We start from the raw sequence: 25,735 nt of genomic DNA, 5'->3' as shown, positions 1-25,735 counted from the left end.
AGATAAGAACTAAGTGGATTTCTTTTAGTTATTTTGCTAAAGAATATATGATTGACCAAAAAACCGTTTACATAGCATTAGGAAGTAATAAAGGTGATAAGTTTAAAAACTTACAACACGCTGTAGATGCTGTTTTTAAACACATTGGTAATGTTATAAGCATTGCAAAAGTCTATCAAAGCCCAGCATTTGGGTTTGAAGGTGACGACTTTTTAAATACTTGTATTGCTATAAAAACAACACTTAAACCAAAAAAAGTGTTGACTAAATTATTGCAAATTGAAAAAGACTTAGGACGTTCACCCAAGCAAGCAGATGGTTATGAATCCAGAATAATAGATTTAGATATTATTTTTTATGATGAAGAACAGCTAGACGAAAAAAATCTAATTATCCCGCATCCTGAAGCACACAAACGTCGATTTGTATTAGAGCCTCTAAATTTAATTGCAAGTAAATTTGAGCATCCCACATTTAATAAAACAGTAGAAACCCTTTTAGAGGAGTGTGAAGACAAAAGTGTTTTAGAACCGGTTAAAATTTGGTTGAAAAACCCGAGTAAACAATTTGATTTTTCAAAACATAATTACATTGCTATTGAAGGTAATATTGGTGCAGGAAAAACAAGTTTAGCGACTCAAATAGCTGAAGATTTTAATGCCAAATTGGTGCTAGAGCGTTTTGCAGACAACCCATTTTTGCCAAAATTTTATAAAGAGCCTCAACGCTATGCGTTTACTTTAGAGATGTCTTTTTTGGCAGATCGTTATCAGCAAATCACAGACGATTTAGGGCAACTAGATTTATTTAAAGATTTTATTGTTAGTGATTATGATGTGTTTAAATCGTTGATTTTTTCTAAAATCACATTACAACCAGACGAGTTTAAATTGTACAGAAAGCTATTCTATTTAATGTATAAAGACATTGCAAAGCCAGATTTGTACGTGTATTTATATCAAAATACAGAGCGTTTGCAGGCCAATATAAAAAAGCGTGGACGTAAATACGAAAGCGAAATTGAAGACGATTATCTTGAAAAAATTAACGCTGGTTATTTGGACTTTTTAAAAAGCCAAACCGAGTTTAATGTTAAGATTATAGATATTTCGGATAGAGATTTTGTCAAAAATCGATCAGATTATTTATGGTTATTAAATCAAATTTGTACAAATGACGCCTAAAATTATACAATCAAAAGCTATTTTAATAGTTGGTTTAAAAGACAACTTGACTTTTATGACCAATGCTCAAGGCACAGCTAATCTAGCAAGACAATTTATGCCTAGACGTCATGAGGTTTTAAATCGTGTTGGTACACAAAAATTCTCTATTCAAATGTATGATGAGTTTAATTTAAAAGACATGACACCACATACAGAATACGTAAAATGGGTTGGAGTAGAAGTGTCAAGTTTTGAAACTATTCCTGAAGGTTTGGAAACGCTAACGATTAAAGAAGGGAATTACGCAGTATTTAATTACAAAGGAAAGCCAGAAGGGTTTTTAGAAGCTTGGCAATTTATTCATACTAATTGGTTGCCAAATTCAGAATATGTGTTAGATAACAGACCGCATTTTGAAAAATTACCTGAAGACTATTATCCTTCAAACCCAATAACTGAAGAGGAGATTTGGGTGCCTATTAAATAAGTTTATGCTATAATGATGTCACATTGAGCATAGTTGAGGTGCATTTTAAAAGTTTTTCAACTTACTAAACACATCCCAAACCACTACACCACAACTCACACTAATATTAAGTGAGTGCTTAGTTCCAAACTGAGGGATTTCAATCACAACATCACTTTCAGTAACCACATCTTGTGCGACACCTTTAACTTCGTTACCAAAAACTAAAGCGTATTTTTGATTAGCTTCAACTTTAAAGTCATCTAGCATCGTAGCGTTTTCAGCTTGCTCAATAGAACAAACAGTTATGTTGTTAGATTTCAACTTTTTAACTAAATCCAAAGTATTTTCAACATATTCCCATGCAACCGTATCTGTGCTTCCTAAAGCGGTTTTATGGATGTCTTTATGTGGAGGCGTTGCTGTAATTCCGCAGAGGTAAATTTTTTCAACTAAAAACGCATCACTAGTTCTAAACACGCTTCCAATATTATTTAAACTTCTAATGTTGTCTAAAACAACAATTATTGGTGTTTTTTTAGCGGTTTTAAAATCATCAATACTTAGTCTGTCTAGTTCGCTGTTTTTTAGTTTTCTCATTGAAAATTTTAATTTTCATTTCCGCGAAAGCGGAAATCTTTCTTCCTTTTTGTCATTCCTGCGAAAGCAGGAATCCACTCGTTTAAATTGTGAATAATTATCAATAACTTAAACTCAATTGACTTCTGTAAAAATCAATATTTAGTTACATTAGCAAACTTACTAATAAACAAAAAACCTTTGGCAACAAAAAGTAAAAAAGTCACTCCATTAATGAAGCAATACAATGCGATTAAAGCAAAGTATCCTGATGCGTTATTGCTTTTTAGAGTCGGTGATTTTTACGAAACGTTTGGAGAAGACGCTATTAAAGCAGCAGGTATATTAGGTATTATTTTAACCAAAAGAGGTGCAGGCAGCGAAACCGAAACCGAACTTGCTGGTTTCCCACATCATTCTATAAACACCTATTTGCCTAAGCTAGTAAAAGCAGGAGAGCGTGTCGCGATTTGCGATCAATTAGAAGATCCAAAGCAAACAAAAACTATCGTAAAACGTGGTGTGACCGAATTGGTAACGCCAGGAGTAGCTTTAAATGATGAGGTGTTGCAGTCCAAAACTAACAATTTTTTGTGCTCGGTTTACTTCGGAAAAGTACATATTGGGATTTCATTTTTAGATATCTCAACTGGCGAGTTTTTAACCTCTCAAGGAAACCAAGAATATATTGATAAATTATTACAGAATTTTAACCCAAGTGAAGTATTAGTAGCTAAACCTAAACGTAACAGATTTGCAGAAGTTTTTGGTAGCGATTTTCATACGTTTAATTTAGAAGATTGGGTCTACCAACCAGATTATGCTAATGAAATCTTGTTGAAGCATTTTGATACCAGGTCATTAAAAGGATTTGGAGTTGCAGATTTAAACGAAGGGATAATTGCTTCAGGATCTATCTTACATTATTTAGGCGAAACTCAGCATAACAAATTAGAGCATATTTCGTCTATTTCTAGAATTGCAGAAGATGATTATGTCTGGATGGATCGTTTTACAATCCGAAACTTAGAGCTATACAATTCTACTAATAATAATGCAGTTACCTTACTAAATGTTATAGATAAAACCATTTCTCCAATGGGAGGACGTTTATTAAAACGTTGGTTGGCTTTACCGCTTAAGCATATTGAAAAAATAAAGGAGCGTCACGAAGTCGTTTCTTATTTAAAACAAGATCATGTGGTGTTGCAAAAGATTCAACATCACATTAAATTAATAGGTGATTTAGAACGACTCATTTCTAAAATAGCAACACAAAAGGTAAGTCCTCGAGAGGTTATTCAGCTGAAAAATTCTTTAGAAGCTATTATTCCTATAAAATCTTTAGCTAGTCAATGTAATAACGAGTCGCTAAAAGTTATTGGTGATAATTTACAAAGTTGCGATGTCTTACGTGAAAAAATTAAAGAAACTCTAAATGAGGAGGCACCAGTAAATATTCTTAAAGGAAAAACAATTGCACCAGGTTTTTCAACCGAGTTGGATGAGTTAAGAGCACTATCTACTTCTGGTAAAGACTATTTAGATAAAATGTTAGAGCGTGAGAGTGAGCGCACAGGTATTACGTCACTAAAAATAGCATCAAATAACGTGTTTGGTTACTACATAGAAGTCCGTAATACTCATAAAGATAAAGTGCCAGAAGAATGGATTAGAAAACAAACATTAGTCAATGCAGAGCGTTACATTACAGAAGAATTAAAAGAATACGAAGCCAAAATTTTAGGTGCAGAAGAGCGCATCATGGCTATCGAACAAAAACTGTTTATGGATTTGGTATTGTGGATGAATCAATATATAAAACCAGTACAGCAAAATGCCTATTTAATTGGTAAAATAGATTGCTTATGCGGTTTTGCACAATTGGCTTCAGACAATAATTATATTTATCCAACAATAGATGAATCATTTGATTTAGAGATTACAGATGGTCGTCATCCAGTTATAGAAAAACAATTACCAATAGGAGAACCTTACATTGCTAATAATTTATTTTTAGACAGAGACACACAGCAAATTATTATGATTACTGGACCAAATATGTCTGGTAAGTCCGCAATATTACGCCAAACAGCGTTAATTGTTTTACTAGCACAAATAGGAAGCTTTGTGCCTGCTAAAGCAGCTAGAATAGGTGTGGTGGATAAGATTTTTACTCGTGTAGGTGCTAGTGATAATATCTCAATGGGAGAATCGACATTTATGGTAGAGATGAATGAAACTGCATCCATATTAAATAATATTTCAGACAGAAGTTTAGTCTTGTTAGATGAAATTGGTCGAGGAACAAGTACCTATGACGGAATCTCTATTGCTTGGGCTATAAGTGAGTATTTGCATGAGCATCCAGCAAAACCAAAAACCCTATTTGCAACGCATTACCACGAGTTAAATGAAATGACCGAAACCTTTGAGCGTATTAAAAACTTTAATGTGTCTGTAAAAGAATTAAAAGACAATGTCTTGTTCTTACGTAAATTGGTTGAAGGTGGAAGCGAACACAGTTTTGGAATACACGTAGCTAAAATGGCTGGAATGCCACAACAAGTATTGCGTCGTGCAAACCAAATATTAAAAAAATTGGAAAAAAGTCATTCTAGTGAAGAATTGACTGATAAAGTAAAATCGATGCAAGATGAGATGCAATTAAGTTTCTTTAATTTAGACGATCCGTTATTAGAAAATATTAAAGAAGAGATTTTACATACAGATATAGACACATTAACACCAGTTGAAGCTTTAATGAAACTTAATGAAATTAAGCGTATGTTAGTGAAAAAGAAGCCAGTATAAATTAATTTAATTATTTTTTAAAAAAGGCTTTGCAATTTCTATAAATATCTTAAATTTGCATCCGCAATCATCGTATTGCTCGTTCATTTAAAGACTGCGAAAGTAGCTCAGGGGTAGAGCATCACCTTGCCAAGGTGAGGGTCGCGGGTTCAAATCCCGTCTTTCGCTCTGAGATTTTTCCTAAACATATTCCAATGCTGAAGTGGTGGAATTGGTAGACACGTTGGACTTAAAATCCAATGTCCATTAGGACGTACGGGTTCAAGTCCCGTCTTCAGTACTAAACCTCTTGTTAATCGTTTGATTTTCAAGAGGTTTTTTTGTTTTATAATGTAGTTAGTGGGTATATTAATAGACAAAAAAAAGACTACCTATTGGTAGTCTTAATAAATTAATAAAATAATGTAATATTATTTTTCAACTTCTCTTACCTCAGTAAGCTCTTTCACATCTTCTTTATATTGCTTTTGAGCTTCTTTGTAATTTCCATCTTTAACTTCTTTCTTATAATTATTATAAGCTTCTCTATTGATTTTGACATATTCATCAAAAATTTCGTTTGCTTCTTCTGTCATATCGTTGTAAGCTTCAACTAATTCCTCTACATCTTCATTAAAATCATTTGACGTAGCACTCATGTTTTCTATAGCCTCAAAATACTCTTTCTGGAAATCTGCGATATCTTCGTTGATTTCTTCTGTGTTAATCCAATTTGGTCTAGTGTCGTCAAGAGTTTGAACAACAGGCTTCCACGATCTTAACATTGTCATTTGATCGGTTGCTGTAGCTTTTTCAAAAGTTTCCATTTGTTTAGCAATGGTATTATAAGAAGACCAATTGCTTAATCCAACAACTTCTGCTTCAATACTAATTGTTGCATTATCGGTATCTCCTAAATCTTGTGCTTGTGTTGTATAAGATGCAAATCCTAAAGCGAATACTGCAGTATACAGTTTTAAATTTTTCATAGTTATATATAATTTTTGGTTCGATACAAAATTAAAATATTAGAGACCTGTATGCAATTATATTATTATAAACAATTATTAAAATTTATTGACATATTAACAATTTAAACCTAAAAATTAACAATTATATGAATTTTTATTTAAATAAATGTTAAATACATGAGAATAATGCATATAAAAAAACCACCCGAAAGGTGGTTTTTTTGATTTATTTTAAAAATAAATTATTTTTTGTCGTCGTCTGTTGCTTCTTTAACAGCATCTTTGACAGCATTACCAGCTTCTTTAGTTTCTTCTACTGCATCATCAATTGCTTTTCCAGTTGCTTCAAATCCATCTTTTGCAGCTTCTTCAGTTTCTTGAGCAGCATTGTTTATTGCTTCTCCTGTTTCCTCTACAGTATTCTCTACTGCATCACCTGCTTTATCTGCGTTGTCTTTTACATCTCTACAAGACGTGAATGCGATTGCTGATACTAATACAGCACTTAATAATAGTTTTTTCATTGGTTTTTAATTTTAGTGTTCAATAATATTTTCAAACTTAATAAGTTAATTACAAAATAATAGCTTTCAAAGCTAAAAATTTTAACATTTTCGCTGTAAAGCGCACATTTTATAGTTTAAATACGTAAAAACGTATAATCAAGACTACGACTTCTATATTTTTCTAATTATTTACTGAGTTAATTGATTTGCAGAAGTATCCTATCAATTATTACTTTGGATATGATTTTAATTATTACCAGTTTGGTACTAAATGTAATTGTAGTAAAAAGAAAACAGTAAACTAATTACACTTCAAATATTGTAAAACCTTATTAATTGCACCTTCGTTTTGCTTGATGTACTCAAAGTTATTTTGTCCACTATTTTCTCTAAAAGTTTGATCTTCTATAAGTTTATTTAAAATTACGGAGAGGTCTTCATTATTTTTAATAGAAAACACGCCTTTATTAGCAATCATTTCAAAAGCTTCAGGAAATTTATCATAGTTATTACCAATAATAATTGGAACACCAAAAACTGCTGGTTCTAAGATGTTATGCAAGCCAGTAGTACCCATTGCACCACCAACATAAGCAATATCTGCATAGCTATACACTTTGCTTAGTAGTCCAATAGTATTGAGTATAAGTACATCGTAGTCTTTAAAATCTTTAGTTTCTTTTTCTGTAAAAAGAATTGTTTTCTTATCTAAACTCGCTTTTAAATACTCAATCTGTTTGGATTTAATATTATGTGGAGCGATAATAAATATTACAGGTTTTCCATTATAATTATTTATAAAATCTACTAAAATAGAGTCATCTTCTGGCCATGAACTACCAATAACAACACATAATTTATCAGCTTTAAAATCGGTAACAAAAGGTAAATTGTTGTCTATTTGCAACTGGTTTAAAACACGGTCAAACCTTGTATCACCAGATACAGTAATAGCTTTATAGTTTATGCTTTCTAGTAATTTTTTAGAGGCTTCATTTTGCGTAAAAATATGGTCAAAAGCAAATAATGCATTTTTAGTTTGGCTTCCGTACCATTTAAAAAACGATTGGTCTTTTCTAAATACTGCCGAAATTAATATCGCTTTTAATCCTCTAGTTTGTATTTCATTTAAATAATTTGGCCAAATCTCATATTTAACAAATACAGTCAATTCAGGATGTACAACATCAATAAATCGTTTTGCATTACGTTTCGTGTCTAAAGGCAAATACACAACAACATCTGCAAAAGGTGCATTTTTTCTAATCTCATAACCTGAAGGAGAAAAAAACGAAAGTACTGTTTTATGTTTAGGGTATAATTTTCTTAACTCAGTAAACACGGGTAAACCTTGCTCATACTCGCCTAAAGACGCACAATGAAACCATAAAGTATAATCGCTTTTTTTTATAGCTTTTTTAAGTTTTTCAAAAGTTTCAGCTCTACCCACTTCACCTTGTTTAAGCTTGTTATTAAATAAGCTTAATACTTTTAAAACTAATTTGGCTAGATGTACAGCTATGTTGTAAAGTAGTTTCACAAATGCAATTTTTGCTAAAATAAACAATTCATTGTTTAGCGTTTGGGAATTTTGTAAATTCGATAATTATAAATTTAACGTAAAACTAAGTTTCTAAAATTAGTTTACCACACAATTGTAGATGAAAAAAATACAAATGGTTGACCTTAAAGGTCAATATGCAGCTATCAAAAATGTTGTAGATGCTTCAATTCAAGAGATTATTGATAATACCAGTTTTGTAAATGGGCCAAAAGTCCATGAGTTTCAAAAAAATCTCGAAAATTATTTAGGTGTAAAGCATGTCATTCCATGTGCTAATGGCACAGATGCTTTACAAATAGCCATGATGGGATTAGGCTTAGAACAAGGTGATGAGGTCATTACTGCAGACTTCACGTTTGCAGCAACCGTAGAGGTTATCGCACTGCTTAAGTTAACACCAGTTTTGGTGGATGTTGATCCAGAAACATTTAATATAGACCTAGATGCTGTAAAAAAAGCAATAACGCAAAAAACCAAAGCTATAGTACCTGTCCATTTATTTGGTCAGTGTGCCAATATGGAAGCTTTAATGCAAATTGCAAAGGAGCATAATTTGTATATTATAGAGGACAACGCTCAAGGTATTGGTGCAAATTACACCTATTCAGATGGTAAAAAAGCAAAATCAGGAACCATTGGTCATGTCGCATCAACCTCATTTTTTCCATCAAAAAATTTAGGATGTTATGGAGATGGAGGAGCTATTTTTACTAATGATGATGATTTAGCACACACCATTAGAGGTATAGTAAATCATGGTATGTATCAACGTTACCACCATGATGTTGTTGGTGTAAATTCACGTTTAGACTCTATACAGGCAGCAGTATTAGATGCCAAATTACCTAAATTAGATAGTTACAACAATGCTAGACGCAATGCAGCTAGACAGTATAATGCAGCCTTTAAAGGCATAGAAAAAATAACTACTCCCAAAACAGTAAATGGTTGTGACAGTATTTGTGATACCTGTGATTGTCACGTGTTCCACCAATACACATTAAAGGTTGAAAATGTAGACAGAGACGCCTTAGTTAAGCACCTAAATGATAACGGAATACCTTGTGGTGTCTATTACCCAATCCCTTTGCACGCGCAAAAAGCATATCAAGATGCAAGGTACAACGAAGCCGATTTTACGGTCACTAACCAATTGGTAAAACAAGTCATCTCGTTACCTATGCATACCGAGTTGGATGACGAGCAAATCAATTTTATAACAAAAACAGTAAAAGATTTTATAGCAAATAATTAGGGCGTTACCACAAGGGTCAGGCTTTCATGGCTCGCTCTCTGCGAGGAGCTCAAACAAACCATTCAATCCTTAACGCACACATCAGCCAATGAAGATACTAGTTACAGGAGGTTTAGGGTTTATAGGGTCACACACGGTTGTCGAGCTTCAAAAGGAAGGTTATCAAGTAGTTATTATAGATAACCTATCCAATGCATCAATAGACGTTTTAGAGGGTATCGTTTCTATAACTGCAAAAGCACCAATATTTGAAAAACTAGATTTAAAAGACAAATTAGCAGTACAAACTTTTTTTAGAGCTAATCAAGACATAAAAGGTGTTATACATTTTGCAGCAAGCAAAGCAGTCGGAGAAAGTGTTGACAACCCTTTATTGTACTATGAGAATAATATCAATACTTTAGTATACGTACTACAAGAGTTAATAAAATTAGACGTATCAAATTTTATATTCAGCTCGTCTTGTACAGTGTATGGACAAGCAGATGCAATGCCTATTTCAGAATCGGCTCCAATAAAACCAGCAGAATCACCCTACGGAAACACCAAACAAATAGGCGAAGACATTATAAAAGACACCTGTAAAGTAAATACTAATTTAAATAGTGTTGCTTTAAGATATTTTAACCCTATTGGTGCGCATAGCTCAGCTAAAATAGGCGAGTTACCAATAGGTGTACCACAAAACTTAGTCCCTTACATTACACAAACAGGAGCAGGAATAAGAGAGCAGTTATCCGTTTTTGGAGACGATTACCCAACAACAGATGGAACCTGTATTAGAGATTATATTCATGTAGTGGATATTGCAAAAGCGCATGTAGTTGCTTTAAAACATTTACTAGATAAAAAAAACACATCCAATTTTGAAATTTTTAATTTAGGGACTGGAACTGGTAGTTCTGTGTTGCAAGTCATTAAAGCTTTTGAAAAAGTGACCAACAAAAAACTGAATTATAAGATAGTAAATAGACGTCCAGGCGATGTTATTTCTGCATATGCAGACACAACTAAAGCTAACAAAGAATTAGGTTGGAAGGCACAATATTCTTTAGAAGAAGCAATAGCATCTGCATGGAAATGGCAACAAACCTTAAACCAATCATCATGAAAAAATTAATTTTAATTCTAACATTTATTATATCCTTTTCGACATTAGCACAGGATACGTACTTGCATTGTGGAAAGTTAATAGATACCAAATCAGGAAAAATATTAACTAACAAAACCATTATAGTAAAAGACAATAAAATAGTATCTATTGAAGACGGTTACACATCAGCAAAAAACACAAATGACGTTATTATCGATTTAAAAAATAAAACCGTTATGCCAGGTTTAATTGATATGCATGTACATATCGAGCATGAAAGTAATCCCAAATCTTACAGCGAAAAATTTGTATTAAATGATGCAGATGTCGCTTTAAATTCGGTTGGATTTGCAGAAGAAACTCTAATGGCTGGTTTTACTACAGTAAGAGATTTAGGTGGTAGCGGAATAAACATTGCACTTAGAAATGCTATAAACACAGGAAAAATAGATGGTCCAAGAATTTTTACTGCTGGAAAATCTTTAGCGACTACAGGAGGTCATGCAGACCCAACTAACGGAAACAACAAAAAACTTCAAGGTGATCCAGGACCTAAAGAAGGTGTCGTGAATAGTTTAGAAGATGCCAGAAAAGCAGTTAGACAGCGTTATAAAAATGGTGCAGACTGTATAAAAATTACAGCAACAGGTGGTGTGTTAAGTGTAGCGAAAAGTGGTAGTAACCCTCAATTTACTATAGAAGAAATTAAAGAAATATGTAAAACCGCAAAAGATTACGGGATGCACGTCGCTGCTCATGCACATGGAGATGAAGGTATGCAGCGTGCTATTATTGGAGGTGTAAAAACCATCGAACATGGTACTTACATGAGTACTGAGACCATGGATTTAATGAAAAAATATGATGCTTATTTAGTACCAACAATTACTGCTGGAAAAGAAGTAGAAGAAAAAGCACAAATTGATGGTTACTATCCAGATATCGTGGTTCCTAAAGCATTAGCTGTTGGACCTCAGATACAAGGTACTTTTGGTAAAGCGTATAAAAGAGGCGTAGGTATTGCTTTTGGTACAGATGCTGGAGTTTTTAAACATGGTGATAACGGAAAAGAGTTTTTTTACATGGTAGAAGCTGGTATGCCAGCTATAGAAACTATTCAAGCAGCTACTGTGACTAATGCAATGTTGTTAGGCATGGAAGACAAATTAGGTCAATTAAAGGTCGGATTTATAGCAGATATTGTTGCAACAAACGAAGATCCAACTACAAATATTAAGACAATGGAAAATATCGTTTTTGTTATGAAAGAAGGAAAGGTCTATAAAAATGAATAAATAATCATAAAAAAAGCCTCGATATGTATCGAGGCTTTTTTTATGATTTTTGTTTTTTAAAGCTACCTACAATTAAGCAGCCCATACCAACCATTACAGATACATCAGCTAAGTTAAAAATTCCTGTTCTAAAAATACCTCCTAAATCGATATGTAAAAAATCGGTAACAGAACCATAAACTATTCTGTCATACAAATTAGCTATTCCACCACCTATAATGCAGCAAAACCCAACTAAGGTCATAGTATTCATAGTTTTGTCTTTTATAATATGTCTTAGTACCAACAATAAAACAACTATTGGTAATACAATTAAAAGTAAAATACGAAGTGTCGGACTAAAATCACTTCCCATACCTAAAAATGCACCTTCATTTTCTACGTTGTGTAAAGTAAAGTAATCACCAAAAATTTCAGTAGTACTATGCTTAATCACATCTGCTCTTACTATAAATTTAGAGACTTGGTCTAAAATTATATTTAAGACGATTAATCCAAGAATTAAAATGTTTCTGCTACTCATCACCTTTAGTTTCAAAGGTTGCAGATGCAGTTTGTGCTTCTCTATCTATTTTTTTTACTAGTCCTTGTAATACTTTTCCTGGACCAACTTCAGTAAATAAAGTGGCACCATCTTTAATCATTTGCTGTACAGACTGTGTCCAACGTACAGGAGCAGTTAATTGCGATATTAAATTAGCTTTTATTTCATTTTCATCTGTAATTGCTGTAGCAGTTACGTTTTGATAAATAGGACAATTTGGTTTGCTAAATGTTGTGTTTTCAATAGCTGCTGCTAATTCTTCTCTAGCAGGCTCCATCATTGGAGAGTGGAATGCTCCTCCAACTGGTAAAACTAAAGCGCGACGTGCACCAGCCTCTTTCATGGCTTCACAAGCACGTTCTATAGCATCAACTTCTCCAGAAATTACTAATTGTCCTGGACAATTATAATTTGCTGCAACAACAACACCTTCAGTTTTTGCACAAATATCTTCAACAACTTGATCTTCTAAGCCTAATACTGCAGCCATAGTACTAGGTTGTAACTCGCAAGCCTTTTGCATGGCTTGAGCACGTTGCGATACTAGTTTTAATCCATCTTCAAAGCTTAAAGCTCCTGCTGCTACTAATGCTGAAAACTCTCCTAAACTATGTCCAGCAACCATTTCTGGTTTAAAGCTATCACCTAAAGTCTTTGCTAAAATTACAGAATGTAAAAAAATGGCTGGTTGAGTAACTTTAGTCTCTTTTAATTGTTCAGCAGTACCTTCAAACATAATGTCTGTGATATTGAATCCTAAAATGTCGTTAGCATCTTCAAATAAATGTTGTGCTTCTGCAGAGTTTTCATATAAGTCTAAACCCATTCCTGAAAATTGAGCACCTTGACCTGGAAATATATATGCTTTCATTTTTGTTTTATTTAAGTCGCAAAAATAGGGATATTTTTTTAGTTAATAGTAGTCTTGATTCTAACAACAAAGCGGTCTAACTTTTATATTTACAAATTCCCAGTAGCTGCTTCTGCACAACGTTCGCCATCCATTGCAGCACTAACAATTCCTCCAGCATAACCACCACCTTCTCCACAAGGGTATAAATTAGTAATTTCTGGATGCGCCAAATTGTCGTTTCTAGGTATACTTACAGGAGATGAGGTACGTGATTCTACACCAATAATATTGGCTTCTTCGGTATAGTAGCCTTTCATTTTGTCTCCAAAAGCTTTGAACCCTTTTCTTAAAGACCCACCAATTAACTTTGGTAATAAACTGTGTAAAGGAGCACTTTTTAAACCTGGCTGATACGATGTGTCATTTAAACTGTTAGACAATTTACCTTCTACAAAATCGGTTAATCGTTGTGCAGGAGCTGTTTGACTGCGACCACCAGAGGTAAAGGCTAATTTTTCTAAATCCTTTTGAAATTCTAAAGCTTTTAAAGCGCCAAATTGCTCATATTTATACAGGTCTTTGTCTGCATTGATTTCTACAACAATTCCAGAATTTGCAAATTTGTTGTTTCGTCTAGAAGGTGACATTCCGTTAACCACTACTTCACCATTTGCTGTAGCTGCAGGCACTATAAATCCGCCTGGACACATGCAAAAGCTATACACACCACGTCCATTAACTTGTTGTACTAAACTGTAAGAAGCTGCAGGTAATAATTCTGGTCTAGGACCTTCGCAATGATATTGAATAGAGTCGATGATATGTTGAGGGTGTTCTGCTCTTACACCCATTGCAAAAGATTTTGCTTGAATAGCAATCTGTTTTTGATCTAACAAATAGAAAATATCTCTTGCAGAATGACCTGTAGCCAAAATAACTTTTTCAGTAAATAATTCATCACCATTTTGAAGCTGAATGGCTTCAATTGTATTATTTTTTAAAGTAAAGTCTATAACTCTTGTATTAAAGTGAACTTCACCACCATATTTTAAAATAGTCTCACGAATATTCTGAACCACTTTAGGTAATTTATTGGTTCCAATATGTGGATGCGCATCCACTAATATTTGGTCTGTTGCTCCATGATAGACTAGATTTTCAAAAATGCGTCTGACATCACCTCGTTTTAAACTTCGTGTGTATAATTTTCCGTCACTGTAGGTTCCAGCTCCACCTTCACCAAAACAATAATTAGAGTCTTCGTTTACAAAATGGTCTTGGTTTATGGCTTTTAAATCGCGACGTCTGTCTTTAACATTGGCACCACGTTCCAACACAATGGGTTTAAAACCTAACTCAATACATCGCAACGCTGCCCACATTCCTGCTGGACCAAATCCTATGATATGGATAGGTTTTGCTTTGGTTACATCTTTGTAATTAAAAGTATAATCTGATGTTTCTGGAACAGGTTCGTTAATAAAAACCGAGACTTTGTAGTTGAAAATAATCTTTGGTTTTCTAGCATCAATCGACTTTCGTAATATTTTAATTCCAGAAATATCATCACGAGAAATAGACAACCATTCCGCAGATTTTTTTAATAAAATATCTGGAATGTCTTCTTCTTTTAAAGTTACACGAAGTTGGATGTCTTTTACCATGTCGCAAAATTAGGTAAAAATGGGTTAAAAGTCATTTTAAGTCATACTTATACATCATTTATTTTTTTAGAACTTTCAAACTAAAATTATCAGAATTGAAAAAGGCATAATTTTGTATTACTTTTACAGTCTAATTCTTCAATATTAATAGCATTGATTTCAAAATCAACCATAGATCAAGTTTACGAAACCGCCAGATTGGAGGAGGTTATTGGTGATTTTGTTCAATTAAAAAAAGCAGGGAGCAATTTTAAAGGGTTAAGTCCTTTTTCTGACGAGCGTTCGCCAAGTTTTATGGTCTCTCCAGTAAAGCAAATTTGGAAAGATTTTTCTAGTGGAAAAGGCGGTAATGTGGTTGCTTTTTTAATGGAGCACGAGCATTTTACATATCCTGAAGCTATAAAATATTTAGCTAAAAAGTACAATATTGAAATTGAAGAAACCGAGCAGTCTAACGAGCAAAAAGAACAACAAAACAAACGTGAAAGTTTGTATTTAGTGAGTGAGTTTGCTAGTAAATATTTTCAGAATACGTTACATAACACTGACCAAGGTAAAGCTATAGGCTTAAGTTATTTTAAAGAGCGTGGATTTACTACAGAAACTATCAAAAAATTTAATTTAGGATACAGTTTGGATCAATGGAGCGCCTTTACTGACGAAGCTTTAAAAAAAGGGTATAACCTTGATTTTTTAGAAGAGACAGGTTTGACCATTGTAAAGGATACCAAGCAATTTGACCGTTTTAAAGGTCGTGTCATGTTCCCAATACAAAGTATGAGTGGACGTGTTTTAGGTTTTGGTGGACGTATCTTGACTAACGATAAAAAAGCTGCCAAATACTTAAACAGTCCAGAAAGTGATATCTACCATAAAAGTAAAGTGTTGTATGGTATTTTCCATGCTAAACAAAGTATTGCAAAAGAAGATAATTGTTATTTGGTAGAAGGCTATACAGATGTTATTCAGTTTTATCAAACCGGAATTAAAAATGTGGTCTCCAGTTCTGGAACTGCGTTAACCAGTGATCAAATTAGATTAATTAACCGTTTAACAAAAAATATTACAGTACTATTTGATGGTGATGCTGCAGGTATGCGTGCCTCTTTGCGTGGTATAGATTTAATCTTGGAGCAAGGGATGAATGTTAAAGTTTGTACGTTTCCAGAAGGCGAAGATCCAGATAGTTTTGCTAAATCTAACACACTTGAAGAATTGTCTTTGTATTTAGAACAAAATGCAAAAGATTTTATTCAGTTTAAAGCTTCAATATTATATGAAAGTGCTAAAGACGATCCAATAAAAAAAGCGGAAACTATTAGAGATATTGTTAATAGTATTGCTAAAATTCCGGATAGGATTAAAACCGAAATCTATATCCAAGAATGTGCTAGAATCATGGATATTAGTGAAGAAGTTTTATTTTCTACACTGGCACAATTAACAAAAAAAGAGCAAGTAGAAGCTTCCAAGCAAACCCAAACTAGTCAAAAAGCTTTTGATGTTATTAAGCACCAACAACCAGTTAAAAAGGTTGATGTGCAATATGAATTGGAGCGAAAAATTATTGAAATTTTACTGCTTTATGGTAATAGGACTGAAGATTTTGAAGATTTAGTTTTAAAAGAAAACGACAAAGGACAATTAGAATTAGAACCAGTCATTCAGCAAGCCAAAGTATTCGAAAAAATATTCTTAGACTTACAAGAGGATGAAATGGAATTTTTAAATCCGCAGTTTAAAGCTATTTATTATTCAATAATAGATGCATTAAACCAAAATCCTGATTTTAAAATAGAAAGTTTAATTAATACTATAGACCCTATTTTGGCATCAGAGATTACTTCTATTTTAATGGAAGACGAGCGTTACGCATTAGCGGATTGGGAGCGTAATAACATCTTTCCTAAATCAAAAATAGATACGGTTGCTCAATTAGTTAGCGAAACTATTTTGACACTACGTTGCTTTTTAATAGACCAAAAAGTCACACATTTCCAGCAAAATACACTTCAAAATAAAACTGAAGTGAATAAAGATATCTTAGAGGAGGTTAAAGACTATTCTGGTCTAAAAATGTTATTGTCTAGGAAACTTAATCGTGCGTTATAACTCTAAACTTTTAGCTTGATTAACCAAGTCTATTAAGTTGGTTACATTTAATTTTTTCATTAAACGCGCTCTATAAGTACTTACTGTTTTTTCATTAATTTTAAGCTCTTCAGCAATCTCCTTATTTCTTTTACCATTAGATAAAAGTTTCAACACTTCCACTTCTCTAGTAGATAATTTTTTGTAATAATTATTTTTTCCAGATGTTTTGTCTAACGCAATTTTTCTAGACAGACTTGGGCTAATATACACACCACCAAGATGCACTTTCATGATGGCATCTTTTAAAGTTAGTAAATCTGTTGATTTTGGAATATATCCAGATGCTCCAGCTTTAATGGCACTTACTGCATAAACTTCTTCTTGTTGCGCACTATAGATAATTACTTTAACTTCTGGATGTTCTTTTTTCATGCGTCGTAACACACTTATTCCGTTAAGTTTTGGTAAATCAATTTCGCAAAGTAAAATGTTAGTTGTGTATTGTTTTAGTGCGTCAAAAATAGCCTCACCATCTGCAACAGCTTGGACAAATTTAATGTCTCGGGAATTTGCAAAGACCAACTCTAGTCCTTTAGTTACTATAGGATGTTGATCTGCAACCATTAGTTTAACCATGGTCAATCAGTTTTTTAGGTGTTTTTTAATTAAAACACAGGTTATAGAAATAATAATAGCAGTGTAAAGGTATATAAAATTATGATATATCTAACATTTAGATTAAATCTTTAGGAATTTCGCAAACAGGAATGGGAATCATCTTGTGTAAATTATTGGTATTGTAACGTTTAAAAATTTTAAAGACTTCTTTTTTTCTTCCAGAAAAATCGGCTTCGGTCTTACCTTCGTCTTTCATTTTCATAGCCCACTCCAATTCTGGGTAAGAGGCACCTATTTGGTCTTCGTCACTTCTAGCATCGCCAAAAAGCCCATCGCTAGGAGCAGCTTTCATTATAGATTCTGGTACTTTTAAATACTCTCCAATGGTATATACTTCACTTTTTAGTAAATCTGCAATAGGGCTTAAATCTACACCACCATCACCATATTTGGTATAAAAACCTACACCAAAATCTTCCACTTTATTACCTGTTCCTGCAACTAACAAGCCTAATAATCCTGCATGATAATATAAGGTCGTCATACGTAAGCGTGCACGTGTGTTAGCTAATGCCATATCAACAACAGCTTGTTTACCATCTAAAGACACTTCGGTTTTAAATTCTTCAAACACAGGCGTTAAATCGCTAATAATACTATCAACGTTAGAGTATCGTTTTTTTAATTGTAAAACGTGTTCCTGACCTCTAGACACATGACTAACTGGTTGGTGAATTGGCATTTCAATACAAAGCACTTTTAAACCTGTTTCGGCACAAAGGGTAGAGGTTACTGCACTATCAATTCCGCCAGATATTCCAACAACAAAACCATTAACTTTGGCGTTAGTAGCATACTCTTTTAACCAATTTACGATGTGTTTTACGACTTTTTCTGTTTGCATAATCAAAGAATTTAAAACAAAGAATAGTACCTTTGCCAAACAAAAATAAAGTAAACCCTTTATTAATAAAAATTAAGAGACTTTAACTTTTATGAGACTAGTTATTTTTATTGTATCCTTATTTTTTTTGATGTTATCCTGTCAAGACGATAATACCACACAAAAAGATATTGCTAAAATTAATATCAATATAGATGTAGAACGGTTTGATATCGCTTTCGCGGAAGCAAAGCCAGATGATTTACCAAAACTTAAAAGTGCCTTTCCGTTTATGTTTCCAGAGCAATTTAATGACGCCTTTTGGATCCGTAAGATGAATGATACTTTACAACTTCAGCTTAACGAAGAAACCATTAAAAAGTTTCCAGATTTAAAAGATGAAACTCAAGAAATCAAACAGTTATTTCAGCATTTGAAATATTATTTTCCAACCTTTAAAACACCACGTGTAATTACAACTACATCAGATGTTGATTATAGAAACAAAGTTATTGTTACAGACACCATTGCTATAATAGAATTGGATACTTACTTAGGTAAGGATCATTTTTTTTATGAAGGTTTGCAGTCTTACATTGTTACTAATATGAAACCTGAACAAATCGTGGTTGACTTAGCTGACGCTTATGCTAAAAAAATGGTGTTAAATACCAAACGTAGAAGCTTATTGGATGAGATGATTTACTTCGGAAAATTATTATACATAAAAGATAAAGTGATTCCTTTTAAAACAGACGCTCAAAAAATAGGCTATACGCCAGAGCAGTTAGATTGGGCATTTGCTAATCAAGAACAAATATGGCAATACTTTATAGACAAAGAATTATTGTACAGTACAGATTCTAAATTACCTAATCGTTTTATTAATGCAGCACCTTTTTCTAAATTTTATTTAGCAGAAATAGATAACGAATCTCCAGGACGAATTGGACAATTTATAGGTTGGCAAATTGTTAAAGCTTACATGAAAAACAACGATGTAAGTTTAACAGAACTTTTAAACACACCAGCTCAATCCCTTTTTAATAAATCAAAATATAAACCAAGAGAATAATGGCTAATATAACCTCAGAAATAACGCTTAAAGTAGAACTGGACGAGAACAGAGTACCAGAAAAACTAAACTGGACAGCTCAAGATGGAGGCATCAAAAATGCAGAAGCTAAAGCTATGATGTTATCTGTTTGGGATAGTGCAGCACAAGAATCTTTACGTATTGATTTATGGACCAAGGACATGCCTGTAGATGAGATGAAAGTCTTTTTTCATCAAACCCTAGTAGCCATGAGTAATACGTTTAATAGAGCTACTCAAGACGAAAAAATGACTGCAACAATGAAAGATTTTTGCGACTATTTTGCCGAAAAATTAGAACTAAAAAAATAATTCTATTCGACTACAATTTTAAATTGGGTTAGTGCATCATTGTTAGCTTCAATGGATAAAATATATAATCCACTGGCTAATTGTATTGGTAATTGTGTATTGTTATCTAAAGTCTTAGTAGTGTTATAAACCATCTTACCTGTAGCATCAGTTATTTTTAATGTTGCATCAGTTATAGTGACATCACTGTTAATACCTATATAGGTTTTAACTGGATTTTTTGTAATGCTTATCGTGTTACTTTCAATAGTATTTGTACTTAATGTAGATGGTATTATTTCGCTAATGGCAAATGCAACATTTAGAGGTGTTAATGTTACGTGTGGCTCATTAGCATCTGGCATGTACCAATTATCAAAAGGTGTTAGGTCGTTTACAGCTCTAGCAGTCATTAAATTAGTAGGTGTATGAAACCAATCTACTTCATTATTAGTAATCTCTAACGCCATACTGCTTACACTAGGAATAAAATTAAAATAGTCTATTTGTAACGCGTTAAAAAAGGTGTTAATTAGTGGATCTGTTCCAAATCCTCCAGACAGCGCTCCAAGATCAAATAAACCTCCAGAAGCTGCATCAATACCATCTGTATAGCTAAACGCTTCACCATTGGCACTTGCAGTTAAATCACAGAAACAAAAAAATGGAGCATCAATAAATAAATAGCTGATCTGATTAGTGTTTCCAGCATAAGGTGTAAATCTGGATCTAAATGTAGCATCTGTCTGAAATGCGACATCTGGTATAGTTACATCAAGTACTTGTCTGTCTGGTAACACCGGATTATTAAGTTTATCTGGATATCTGGCGTTAATTCCGCTACCGTTAATCATGCTTACCTTTCTAACATTTTCTGGGTATCCAGAAGTGGTCAATCCGTTTAAACCGTTAAAAAACAAATCGTGATAAGGATGTGCAATAGGTAAGGTAAGTGCAGTATCAAAATCGACGTTGCTACCACTTGCTAAATGCGGTTCAAAATGATCGGTTAGCATTTGTCTTGCTGCTGCAGATTTTAATAAATCATTAATTAATGGCTGCACAGCCACAATACTTTGGTCTCCACCAAATCCACCTAAGTCTAAACCAAAAGCCATATAGTTAAATAAATGTTGGAACCCTATAGGTACATTGGCACCTTGATGTGGTGAGTCAAAACTAATCCACAAGCGTGTGTCATGGTCTAAGTTTTGATTTTCCATATAATTTAATGCATATCTAGAAATTAATCCTCCCATACTAGGTCCAATAATTACATTTTGTTCTGTACCGATTTTTTGAGCGTTAATCATGGTGATTAACTCCACTAAAAGCATAGCGTTTCGTTCAATAAAATCTGCACCTCCATCTACTACAACATTATCTGACACTCTAGTATAGACTGGAAAATTTAAAACTACAATATCAAAACCTTCTGTTCTCATTTGGTCACCAAGATTTAAGAGAGTTCCGTTATCGTCAAAATTTAGTAAGTCGTAAATGCTTAACACGTCTCTAGTGTCTCCAGGATCAAAACCATCAATTACAAAAATGGGTTTATCTAATATGTTATCGCTGCTTAAAAAGACATCATATTCTCCAGTTCCAATATCGTTAGCAACTCCGTAAGGTGTTAAATTTGGTGCGATAGTAGAGTTAAACGTCATTACAGCTCTGTTAAAATTAGCGTTTATATCTTCTGCAGAATAATTTATATTTAGTGTTGACTTACTTTTAAAAACCTCTTGATTGAACAATGTTATTCTAGTTTTTAATTGTTTATGTCCAGCTTCTGTATAAGACACAGTTATTGGTGTATTGATGTTTACTGCTCTAAATCCAAGAGTGTCATCAAAATCTATTTCAATTTTAGAAATAACCTGATTTGTAGTATTGTAAATGTCATGCTCTCTAATAATAAATTGGTTGGTTAATCCTTTATGATTTGCAGTTAATGGTGCGCTAATAGATATTGTGCTTTTTTTGTATACAGAATTAGAGCCACTAACATTAATTAGGTTTTGATGGTCATCTAGAATTATTCGACCATCTGTAAACGCTTCAGGAACAATAGTTTGGTAGTCTGCATGCAATATTGCAATGGGAATTTCTTGATGATTCAAAGACGCTTTAGCATCAATAGTAATAGGGTTGTCTAATCTATGTTTAAAATCGTTTTGACTTAGTAGGTTATAAGCTTGTTTGAAAGAATAAACACTGTTGGTATTATCTTGAAAATCTTCAATGTTGAAAATTGTAGATGTAGGAATTAGAATAGAAGTGTCAATATGCGACTGATCTAATTGTTGAAGCTTTTTATCCTGAGAATTAACCACAACAGAAATAAACAAGAAGGCTAGTATTAAGTACTTGGTTTTCATAGATTAGTAGGTTTTTAAGATTTTAAATATACAAAAACAGAAATAAAAAAAACCTGAAAATATATTTTCAGGTTTCTTAAAATGATTTTATAGTTTTTAAAAAGCAGTACTTAAATTTAAAGTTAATCCTGTGTTTTCTGGAACAATTCTACAAACACCACCAACACAAAGTAGTCCACCACGTTGTCTTCCGTAGTTTAAAGCAATTCGAGTGGCACCTTTTGTAAAGCTTCCTCCAACGTTATAATAATGTGCTTTCGTTTCAGTACTAAACTCGTTGTCATTTCCATAATCATAGATGTCAGTTACGTAAAACGCTAAGTTCCTGTTAGCAATAAACTCTACAGTTCCACCTACCCAGTTTTTTCTATCTTGCTTAGTCCATAGGTGTTGCCCTTCAACTCTAACAGACTTACCGTTGCCTAATTTGTGGGTCACATCAGCAATTACAACTTGAGATTTTATATCTCCATCAACACCTAAAGAACCACCTAATGCGACACCTTTATCTACAATACTATTTATATAAGTAAATATAGATGACCAGTTTTTAGAATGCTTTTTTCTAATTTCAAAGTTAAAATCTCTATTTAATCGATTTCCAAATTTTAAAAATTCAGTTGTATAAGTAGATTCAGATTGATTAAATTCTGCATCTAAAAGTGCCCAATATGCAAAATTTGCTGTTACTTTTGTTCCGTATTCACCACCTAAAGCAGTTCCTTTTTTAAATTTATAAAAGACATCTAAAGTATTACCAATTTCACCAGCTTGACCACCAAAATTTTGTAAAAACAGTCCAGGTTGTGCATTGTAGATATAAATATTTGCTAATGCATAATCTTGTTGTTTAGTCAATGTTGGTAGATAATTTAGGTTTTGCATGTTAAACTGAAACTCTAATGATCCAATATCCATTGCATTACGTTCTGCGGTAAATAACATATTTTCCATACGTCTAAATGTAGAAATAACACCTAATCCTTTTTTGGTATATCCTAAAGAGAATAATAGTGCGTTTCCTGTAAAATATTTACCCTCAATAACACCATTTCCAGGTAGTGCAGGAGGTATAAAAGCAACATCTTCACCTTTTAAAGCATATTCTGATTTAAAATATACATTCCCAAAATCTGCATCTAACCTAAACGAATAGGAGTTAATCATTTCTGGAAAATCTGTCGTATCAAAGGTGTTATTAGGATCAAACTCATCTACTGGTGGAGTAAAATCTTCTTTTTTACCAACATAGCTTAATCCAAGATTAAGACTACTTAGACTATTAATATTTAAAACTTGTTTTAAATCTAAGTTAGTGTCAAATCCAAAAATATCGCTTTCGGATACATCAAAACCAACACGTTGTTGTCCGTATAGACCAGTGACGTTTAAATAATTAGTCGGTGTGTATTTAATACGTCCACCTCTTAACGCTGTATTTAATCCTAATTGTCTTTCTTCAAAAGCACGTAATAATAAGCCATTACCAAATTGCTCATAGAAATAACCTGCTGTGATATCTAATGTTTTATTTCTAAAATTGGCATAGTAAGTTGCAATTCTAGTATCATTATATTCTGGGTAGTAGTTAATTAGTGGAAGCGGTTCATAACTTTCGGCCTGTAGACCTACGGTAAAATTATCTAAAAAACTATAATCTAAACGTAAATAACTATTGACTCTAACGTGTTCATTTTTTAAATCAAATTCGGCTAGAGGGTCCTCAAATTCTCCTAACTCAGAGTCATTGACGTACCATTGTGCATTGGTTTCGAGGCTGCCAGATAGATTGTTTAAAAAGTCTTTTACTATGGATGAATCGTCATTATCTGTGTCTTGCGCTAAACTTATTATAGGGAGTATTAGCACAATAAAAATTGCAATTTTTTTCATATTTGGTTGGTTGGTGGTTTAAGAATGTTTTTTTATCTCTTCATATAAATCATCCTCAGAACCTGGTGTGTAGCCAGAGTGTCTGTAGACAATTTTTCCATTCTTAATCAATAAGGTAAGTGGTACAGTAGAAGCACCTAATTCTCTTTTTAAATCGTTATTAGTATCTAAAAGTACTGTAAAGTCCCAATCTTTTCCGTTAACTAATGGTTTAACTCTACTAACGGTTCTAGAATCGTCGACAGAGATAGCATATAGTTTAACGCTAGTTTCATCTTGCCAATCACTATAGACTTCGCTAATAGCGTCTAATTCATTTTTACAAGGGACACACCAAGTTGCCCATAGCGAGACAACAATTAAATCGTTATCGTTAGCAATAGTTTTTAGTGTTGTTGTTTCTCCATCAAGTGTTTTAATTTCGCTAGTAGGTAAAGTGTCTTGAGCTGTTAAGTTAAAACTTAAAGTAAAGACTAATAGGTAAAGGAAGTGTTTCATTGTAAGTGAATTAAAAAATGTTAAAATGTTAATTTTGGTTAAAATTAGTGATTTTTTTGACGAATGTTTTAAAAAATAAATTATAAATTGCGTACTCGTTAAAAAAAATAGCAAGGTATTGACTATTTTAATATTAATAATCAAAACATATACCAAAATGAAAATCAAAAACATTTTAAAAGAATTAGTATTAGTAACCTTTGTGGTTTTTGCTTTCTCTTGTAGTAAGTCAGAAGACGAACCATCAGGAGGTGGTCCAATAGATCCAGGCGGAGTAGAAACAGCCATTACAATCGAAAATGTTGGCAGTAAGGTTTTTTCAAACTCAAATGTTGCAATATGGGTAATAAATAATAATGGTGTTGATGTTACAGCAGATGCAACTATCTATGTCAATGATACAGCTATTGCTTCTAATCTGTACACATTTACTTCTACAGGTAGTTACTCTATTCGTGCTGTTAAAGGAACTTTAGAGTCGCCTACTGTAACGGTAGAGGCTATCCTACCAACGCATACTACTAAAATAATGATTGAAGATTATACAGGAGGATGGTGTGGATATTGTCCAAGACTAGCTACTGCTTTAGAGAATGCTGTCAATCAAGATCCGAATGTTATTCCTGTTGCGATTCACAATGGTGATGAGATGACATTTACTTATGATGCTCAATTAAGAAGTACTTTTGGTATTAACGGTTGGCCAAGTGGAAAAGTTAATAGAACAATTACTTGGAACGAATCGTATAATGAATTAAATAGTGAACTATCTGCAAGACAGAAAATGGGATTAGCAATCAATTCGTCATTATCTGGTAACACAATTACTGCAGAGGTTAAAGTACATTACGATATTGATGAGAATAACTCACAACGTTTGGTAGTGTATTTATTGGAGAATGGATTAGTTTATCCACAAACTAATTACTATAATGGAGACCCATCTAGCCCATGGTTTCAGCAAGGTAATCCAATACAAAACTTTGTGCATGACCATACTGCTAGAGCTGTATTTACAGATGTTATGGGTAACGTAATACCTTCAGATCAAACAAAATCTGATAATACGTATACTGCTAACCTAACAATGGATTTACCATCAAACGTTCAAAATACAGACAATTTAGAACTTGTCGCTTTTGTTGTTGGATCAAATAATCAAGTTCAAAATGCTCAAAAAGCTAACTTAGGAGAGAATAAAGATTTTGACTAAGCTTTAGTTTATATTATAAA

General features: G+C 33.0%; 22 protein-coding genes and 2 tRNA genes. 12 read left to right on the top strand and 12 right to left on the bottom strand.

Annotation, left to right across the window (positions count from 1 at the left end; genetic code table 11):
• Positions 1–47: 47 nt before the first annotated feature.
• Both folK and Ollyesu_RS03050 read left to right on the top strand, forming a co-directional pair.
• Positions 48–1,184, top strand: coding sequence for a 2-amino-4-hydroxy-6-hydroxymethyldihydropteridine diphosphokinase (gene folK / locus Ollyesu_RS03055; RefSeq protein ID WP_279303057.1), 1,137 nt, complete (start codon positions 48–50; stop codon positions 1,182–1,184).
• A complete protein-coding gene (locus tag Ollyesu_RS03050) occupies positions 1,174–1,653 on the top strand; it encodes a GyrI-like domain-containing protein (RefSeq protein WP_279302329.1) in 480 nt (159 codons plus the stop codon). The genes folK and Ollyesu_RS03050 overlap by 11 nt, the downstream gene beginning before the upstream one ends.
• A gap of 45 nt (positions 1,654–1,698) precedes the next feature.
• On the opposite strand, the gene Ollyesu_RS03045 is transcribed toward Ollyesu_RS03050, so the two are convergent.
• Positions 1,699–2,232 carry an RNA methyltransferase gene (locus tag Ollyesu_RS03045; protein WP_279302328.1) on the bottom strand — a complete coding sequence of 178 codons (534 nt, stop codon included), beginning with the start codon at positions 2,230–2,232 and terminating at the stop codon, positions 1,699–1,701.
• A gap of 180 nt (positions 2,233–2,412) precedes the next feature.
• Here Ollyesu_RS03045 and mutS point away from each other — a divergent pair, with 180 nt between their 5' ends.
• The 3 genes from mutS to Ollyesu_RS03030 all read left to right on the top strand — a co-directional run bounded on the left by mutS (position 2,413) and on the right by Ollyesu_RS03030 (position 5,305).
• The gene (gene mutS / locus Ollyesu_RS03040; RefSeq protein WP_279302327.1) at positions 2,413–5,025 is read left to right on the top strand and encodes a DNA mismatch repair protein MutS; all 2,613 of its coding nucleotides are present in this window, start codon (positions 2,413–2,415) and stop codon (positions 5,023–5,025) included.
• Between the two features lie 96 nt (positions 5,026–5,121).
• Positions 5,122–5,193, top strand: a tRNA-Gly gene (locus tag Ollyesu_RS03035).
• A 28-nt stretch (positions 5,194–5,221) separates the two neighbouring features.
• A tRNA-Leu gene (locus Ollyesu_RS03030) sits at positions 5,222–5,305 on the top strand.
• Between the two features lie 130 nt (positions 5,306–5,435).
• Here the strand turns inward: Ollyesu_RS03030 and Ollyesu_RS03025 are convergent.
• From Ollyesu_RS03025 to Ollyesu_RS03015, 3 genes are all read right to left on the bottom strand, one after another.
• Positions 5,436–5,993, bottom strand: coding sequence for a hypothetical protein (locus Ollyesu_RS03025; RefSeq protein WP_279302326.1), 558 nt, complete (start codon positions 5,991–5,993; stop codon positions 5,436–5,438).
• A gap of 224 nt (positions 5,994–6,217) precedes the next feature.
• A complete protein-coding gene (locus Ollyesu_RS03020; protein WP_279302325.1) occupies positions 6,218–6,499 on the bottom strand; it encodes a hypothetical protein in 282 nt (93 codons plus the stop codon).
• Between the two features lie 283 nt (positions 6,500–6,782).
• Positions 6,783–8,021 carry a glycosyltransferase N-terminal domain-containing protein gene (locus Ollyesu_RS03015; RefSeq protein ID WP_279302324.1) on the bottom strand — a complete coding sequence of 413 codons (1,239 nt, stop codon included), beginning with the start codon at positions 8,019–8,021 and terminating at the stop codon, positions 6,783–6,785.
• Positions 8,022–8,142: 121 nt separating this feature from the next.
• Here Ollyesu_RS03015 and Ollyesu_RS03010 point away from each other — a divergent pair, with 121 nt between their 5' ends.
• The 3 genes from Ollyesu_RS03010 (at position 8,143) to Ollyesu_RS03000 (ending at position 11,688) form a co-directional block, all read left to right on the top strand.
• Positions 8,143–9,300 (top strand): DegT/DnrJ/EryC1/StrS family aminotransferase, encoded by a 1,158-nt coding sequence (locus tag Ollyesu_RS03010; RefSeq protein ID WP_279302323.1) that lies wholly within the window; start codon positions 8,143–8,145, stop codon positions 9,298–9,300.
• Positions 9,301–9,388: 88 nt separating this feature from the next.
• Positions 9,389–10,411 carry a UDP-glucose 4-epimerase GalE gene (gene galE / locus Ollyesu_RS03005; protein WP_279302322.1) on the top strand — a complete coding sequence of 341 codons (1,023 nt, stop codon included), beginning with the start codon at positions 9,389–9,391 and terminating at the stop codon, positions 10,409–10,411.
• Positions 10,408–11,688 (top strand): amidohydrolase family protein, encoded by a 1,281-nt coding sequence (locus Ollyesu_RS03000; protein WP_279302321.1) that lies wholly within the window; start codon positions 10,408–10,410, stop codon positions 11,686–11,688. The genes galE and Ollyesu_RS03000 overlap by 4 nt, the downstream gene beginning before the upstream one ends.
• 40 nt (positions 11,689–11,728) lie before the next feature.
• On the opposite strand, the gene lspA is transcribed toward Ollyesu_RS03000, so the two are convergent.
• The 3 genes from lspA to Ollyesu_RS02985 form a co-directional block, all read right to left on the bottom strand.
• Positions 11,729–12,211, bottom strand: a complete 483-nt coding sequence (gene lspA / locus Ollyesu_RS02995; RefSeq protein WP_347567261.1) for a signal peptidase II — start codon at positions 12,209–12,211, stop codon at positions 11,729–11,731.
• Positions 12,204–13,103 (bottom strand): ACP S-malonyltransferase, encoded by a 900-nt coding sequence (gene fabD, locus Ollyesu_RS02990; RefSeq protein ID WP_279302320.1) that lies wholly within the window; start codon positions 13,101–13,103, stop codon positions 12,204–12,206. The genes lspA and fabD overlap by 8 nt, the downstream gene beginning before the upstream one ends.
• An 89-nt stretch (positions 13,104–13,192) precedes the next feature.
• The gene (locus Ollyesu_RS02985) at positions 13,193–14,749 is read right to left on the bottom strand and encodes an FAD-dependent protein (protein WP_279302319.1); all 1,557 of its coding nucleotides are present in this window, start codon (positions 14,747–14,749) and stop codon (positions 13,193–13,195) included.
• A 153-nt stretch (positions 14,750–14,902) separates the two neighbouring features.
• Here Ollyesu_RS02985 and dnaG point away from each other — a divergent pair, with 153 nt between their 5' ends.
• Positions 14,903–16,861 carry a DNA primase gene (gene dnaG / locus Ollyesu_RS02980; RefSeq protein WP_279302318.1) on the top strand — a complete coding sequence of 653 codons (1,959 nt, stop codon included), beginning with the start codon at positions 14,903–14,905 and terminating at the stop codon, positions 16,859–16,861.
• Here dnaG and Ollyesu_RS02975 read toward each other — a convergent pair.
• The gene (locus Ollyesu_RS02975; RefSeq protein WP_279302317.1) at positions 16,856–17,479 is read right to left on the bottom strand and encodes a response regulator transcription factor; all 624 of its coding nucleotides are present in this window, start codon (positions 17,477–17,479) and stop codon (positions 16,856–16,858) included. The genes dnaG and Ollyesu_RS02975 overlap by 6 nt on opposite strands.
• 97 nt (positions 17,480–17,576) lie before the next feature.
• Positions 17,577–18,365, bottom strand: coding sequence for an NAD(+) synthase (gene nadE, locus Ollyesu_RS02970; RefSeq protein ID WP_279302316.1), 789 nt, complete (start codon positions 18,363–18,365; stop codon positions 17,577–17,579).
• Positions 18,366–18,456: 91 nt separating this feature from the next.
• Between nadE and gldB the strand changes: the two genes are divergently transcribed.
• Together gldB and gldC are read left to right on the top strand one after the other, a co-directional pair.
• Positions 18,457–19,419 carry a gliding motility lipoprotein GldB gene (gene gldB, locus Ollyesu_RS02965; protein ID WP_279302315.1) on the top strand — a complete coding sequence of 321 codons (963 nt, stop codon included), beginning with the start codon at positions 18,457–18,459 and terminating at the stop codon, positions 19,417–19,419.
• Complete coding sequence (gene gldC / locus Ollyesu_RS02960) at positions 19,419–19,751, top strand: gliding motility protein GldC (RefSeq protein ID WP_279302314.1); 333 nt, start codon at positions 19,419–19,421, stop codon at positions 19,749–19,751. The genes gldB and gldC overlap by 1 nt, the downstream gene beginning before the upstream one ends.
• A 2-nt stretch (positions 19,752–19,753) precedes the next feature.
• Here gldC and Ollyesu_RS02955 read toward each other — a convergent pair whose 3' ends face one another.
• From Ollyesu_RS02955 to Ollyesu_RS02945, 3 genes are all read right to left on the bottom strand, one after another.
• The gene (locus tag Ollyesu_RS02955; protein WP_279302313.1) at positions 19,754–22,111 is read right to left on the bottom strand and encodes a T9SS type A sorting domain-containing protein; all 2,358 of its coding nucleotides are present in this window, start codon (positions 22,109–22,111) and stop codon (positions 19,754–19,756) included.
• Between the two features lie 96 nt (positions 22,112–22,207).
• On the bottom strand, positions 22,208–24,004 hold the full coding sequence (locus Ollyesu_RS02950) for a DUF6029 family protein (RefSeq protein ID WP_279302312.1): 1,797 nt from the start codon (positions 24,002–24,004) through the stop codon (positions 22,208–22,210).
• An 18-nt stretch (positions 24,005–24,022) separates the two neighbouring features.
• Positions 24,023–24,502, bottom strand: a complete 480-nt coding sequence (locus Ollyesu_RS02945; protein WP_279302311.1) for a TlpA disulfide reductase family protein — start codon at positions 24,500–24,502, stop codon at positions 24,023–24,025.
• A gap of 157 nt (positions 24,503–24,659) precedes the next feature.
• Between Ollyesu_RS02945 and Ollyesu_RS02940 the strand changes: the two genes are divergently transcribed.
• On the top strand, positions 24,660–25,715 hold the full coding sequence (locus Ollyesu_RS02940; RefSeq protein ID WP_279302310.1) for an Omp28-related outer membrane protein: 1,056 nt from the start codon (positions 24,660–24,662) through the stop codon (positions 25,713–25,715).
• Positions 25,716–25,735: the final 20 nt, after the last annotated feature.

Origin of the sequence: Olleya sp. YS, assembly GCF_029760915.1 — a bacterium.
Lineage (GTDB): Bacteria > Bacteroidota > Bacteroidia > Flavobacteriales > Flavobacteriaceae > Olleya.
Note: the sequence above shows the minus strand (reverse complement) of the source record. Positions and strands in the feature narration are given on the sequence as shown.

Coding starts and splice junctions, on each gene's coding strand:
- folK (WP_279303057.1), top strand. CDS start 48: ATGATTGACCAAAAAACCGTTTACATAGCATTAGGAAGTAATAAAGGT.
- Ollyesu_RS03045 (WP_279302328.1), bottom strand. CDS start 2,232: ATGAGAAAACTAAAAAACAGCGAACTAGACAGACTAAGTATTGATGAT.
- Ollyesu_RS03000 (WP_279302321.1), top strand. CDS start 10,408: ATGAAAAAATTAATTTTAATTCTAACATTTATTATATCCTTTTCGACA.
- Ollyesu_RS03050 (WP_279302329.1), top strand. CDS start 1,174: ATGACGCCTAAAATTATACAATCAAAAGCTATTTTAATAGTTGGTTTA.
- Ollyesu_RS02975 (WP_279302317.1), bottom strand. CDS start 17,479: ATGGTTAAACTAATGGTTGCAGATCAACATCCTATAGTAACTAAAGGA.
- fabD (WP_279302320.1), bottom strand. CDS start 13,103: ATGAAAGCATATATATTTCCAGGTCAAGGTGCTCAATTTTCAGGAATG.
- gldC (WP_279302314.1), top strand. CDS start 19,419: ATGGCTAATATAACCTCAGAAATAACGCTTAAAGTAGAACTGGACGAG.
- Ollyesu_RS03025 (WP_279302326.1), bottom strand. CDS start 5,993: ATGAAAAATTTAAAACTGTATACTGCAGTATTCGCTTTAGGATTTGCA.
- Ollyesu_RS02940 (WP_279302310.1), top strand. CDS start 24,660: ATGAAAATCAAAAACATTTTAAAAGAATTAGTATTAGTAACCTTTGTG.
- Ollyesu_RS02950 (WP_279302312.1), bottom strand. CDS start 24,004: ATGAAAAAAATTGCAATTTTTATTGTGCTAATACTCCCTATAATAAGT.
- galE (WP_279302322.1), top strand. CDS start 9,389: ATGAAGATACTAGTTACAGGAGGTTTAGGGTTTATAGGGTCACACACG.
- Ollyesu_RS02955 (WP_279302313.1), bottom strand. CDS start 22,111: ATGAAAACCAAGTACTTAATACTAGCCTTCTTGTTTATTTCTGTTGTG.
- Ollyesu_RS02945 (WP_279302311.1), bottom strand. CDS start 24,502: ATGAAACACTTCCTTTACCTATTAGTCTTTACTTTAAGTTTTAACTTA.
- Ollyesu_RS03020 (WP_279302325.1), bottom strand. CDS start 6,499: ATGAAAAAACTATTATTAAGTGCTGTATTAGTATCAGCAATCGCATTC.
- Ollyesu_RS02985 (WP_279302319.1), bottom strand. CDS start 14,749: ATGGTAAAAGACATCCAACTTCGTGTAACTTTAAAAGAAGAAGACATT.
- nadE (WP_279302316.1), bottom strand. CDS start 18,365: ATGCAAACAGAAAAAGTCGTAAAACACATCGTAAATTGGTTAAAAGAG.
- lspA (WP_347567261.1), bottom strand. CDS start 12,211: ATGAGTAGCAGAAACATTTTAATTCTTGGATTAATCGTCTTAAATATA.
- gldB (WP_279302315.1), top strand. CDS start 18,457: ATGAGACTAGTTATTTTTATTGTATCCTTATTTTTTTTGATGTTATCC.
- Ollyesu_RS03010 (WP_279302323.1), top strand. CDS start 8,143: ATGAAAAAAATACAAATGGTTGACCTTAAAGGTCAATATGCAGCTATC.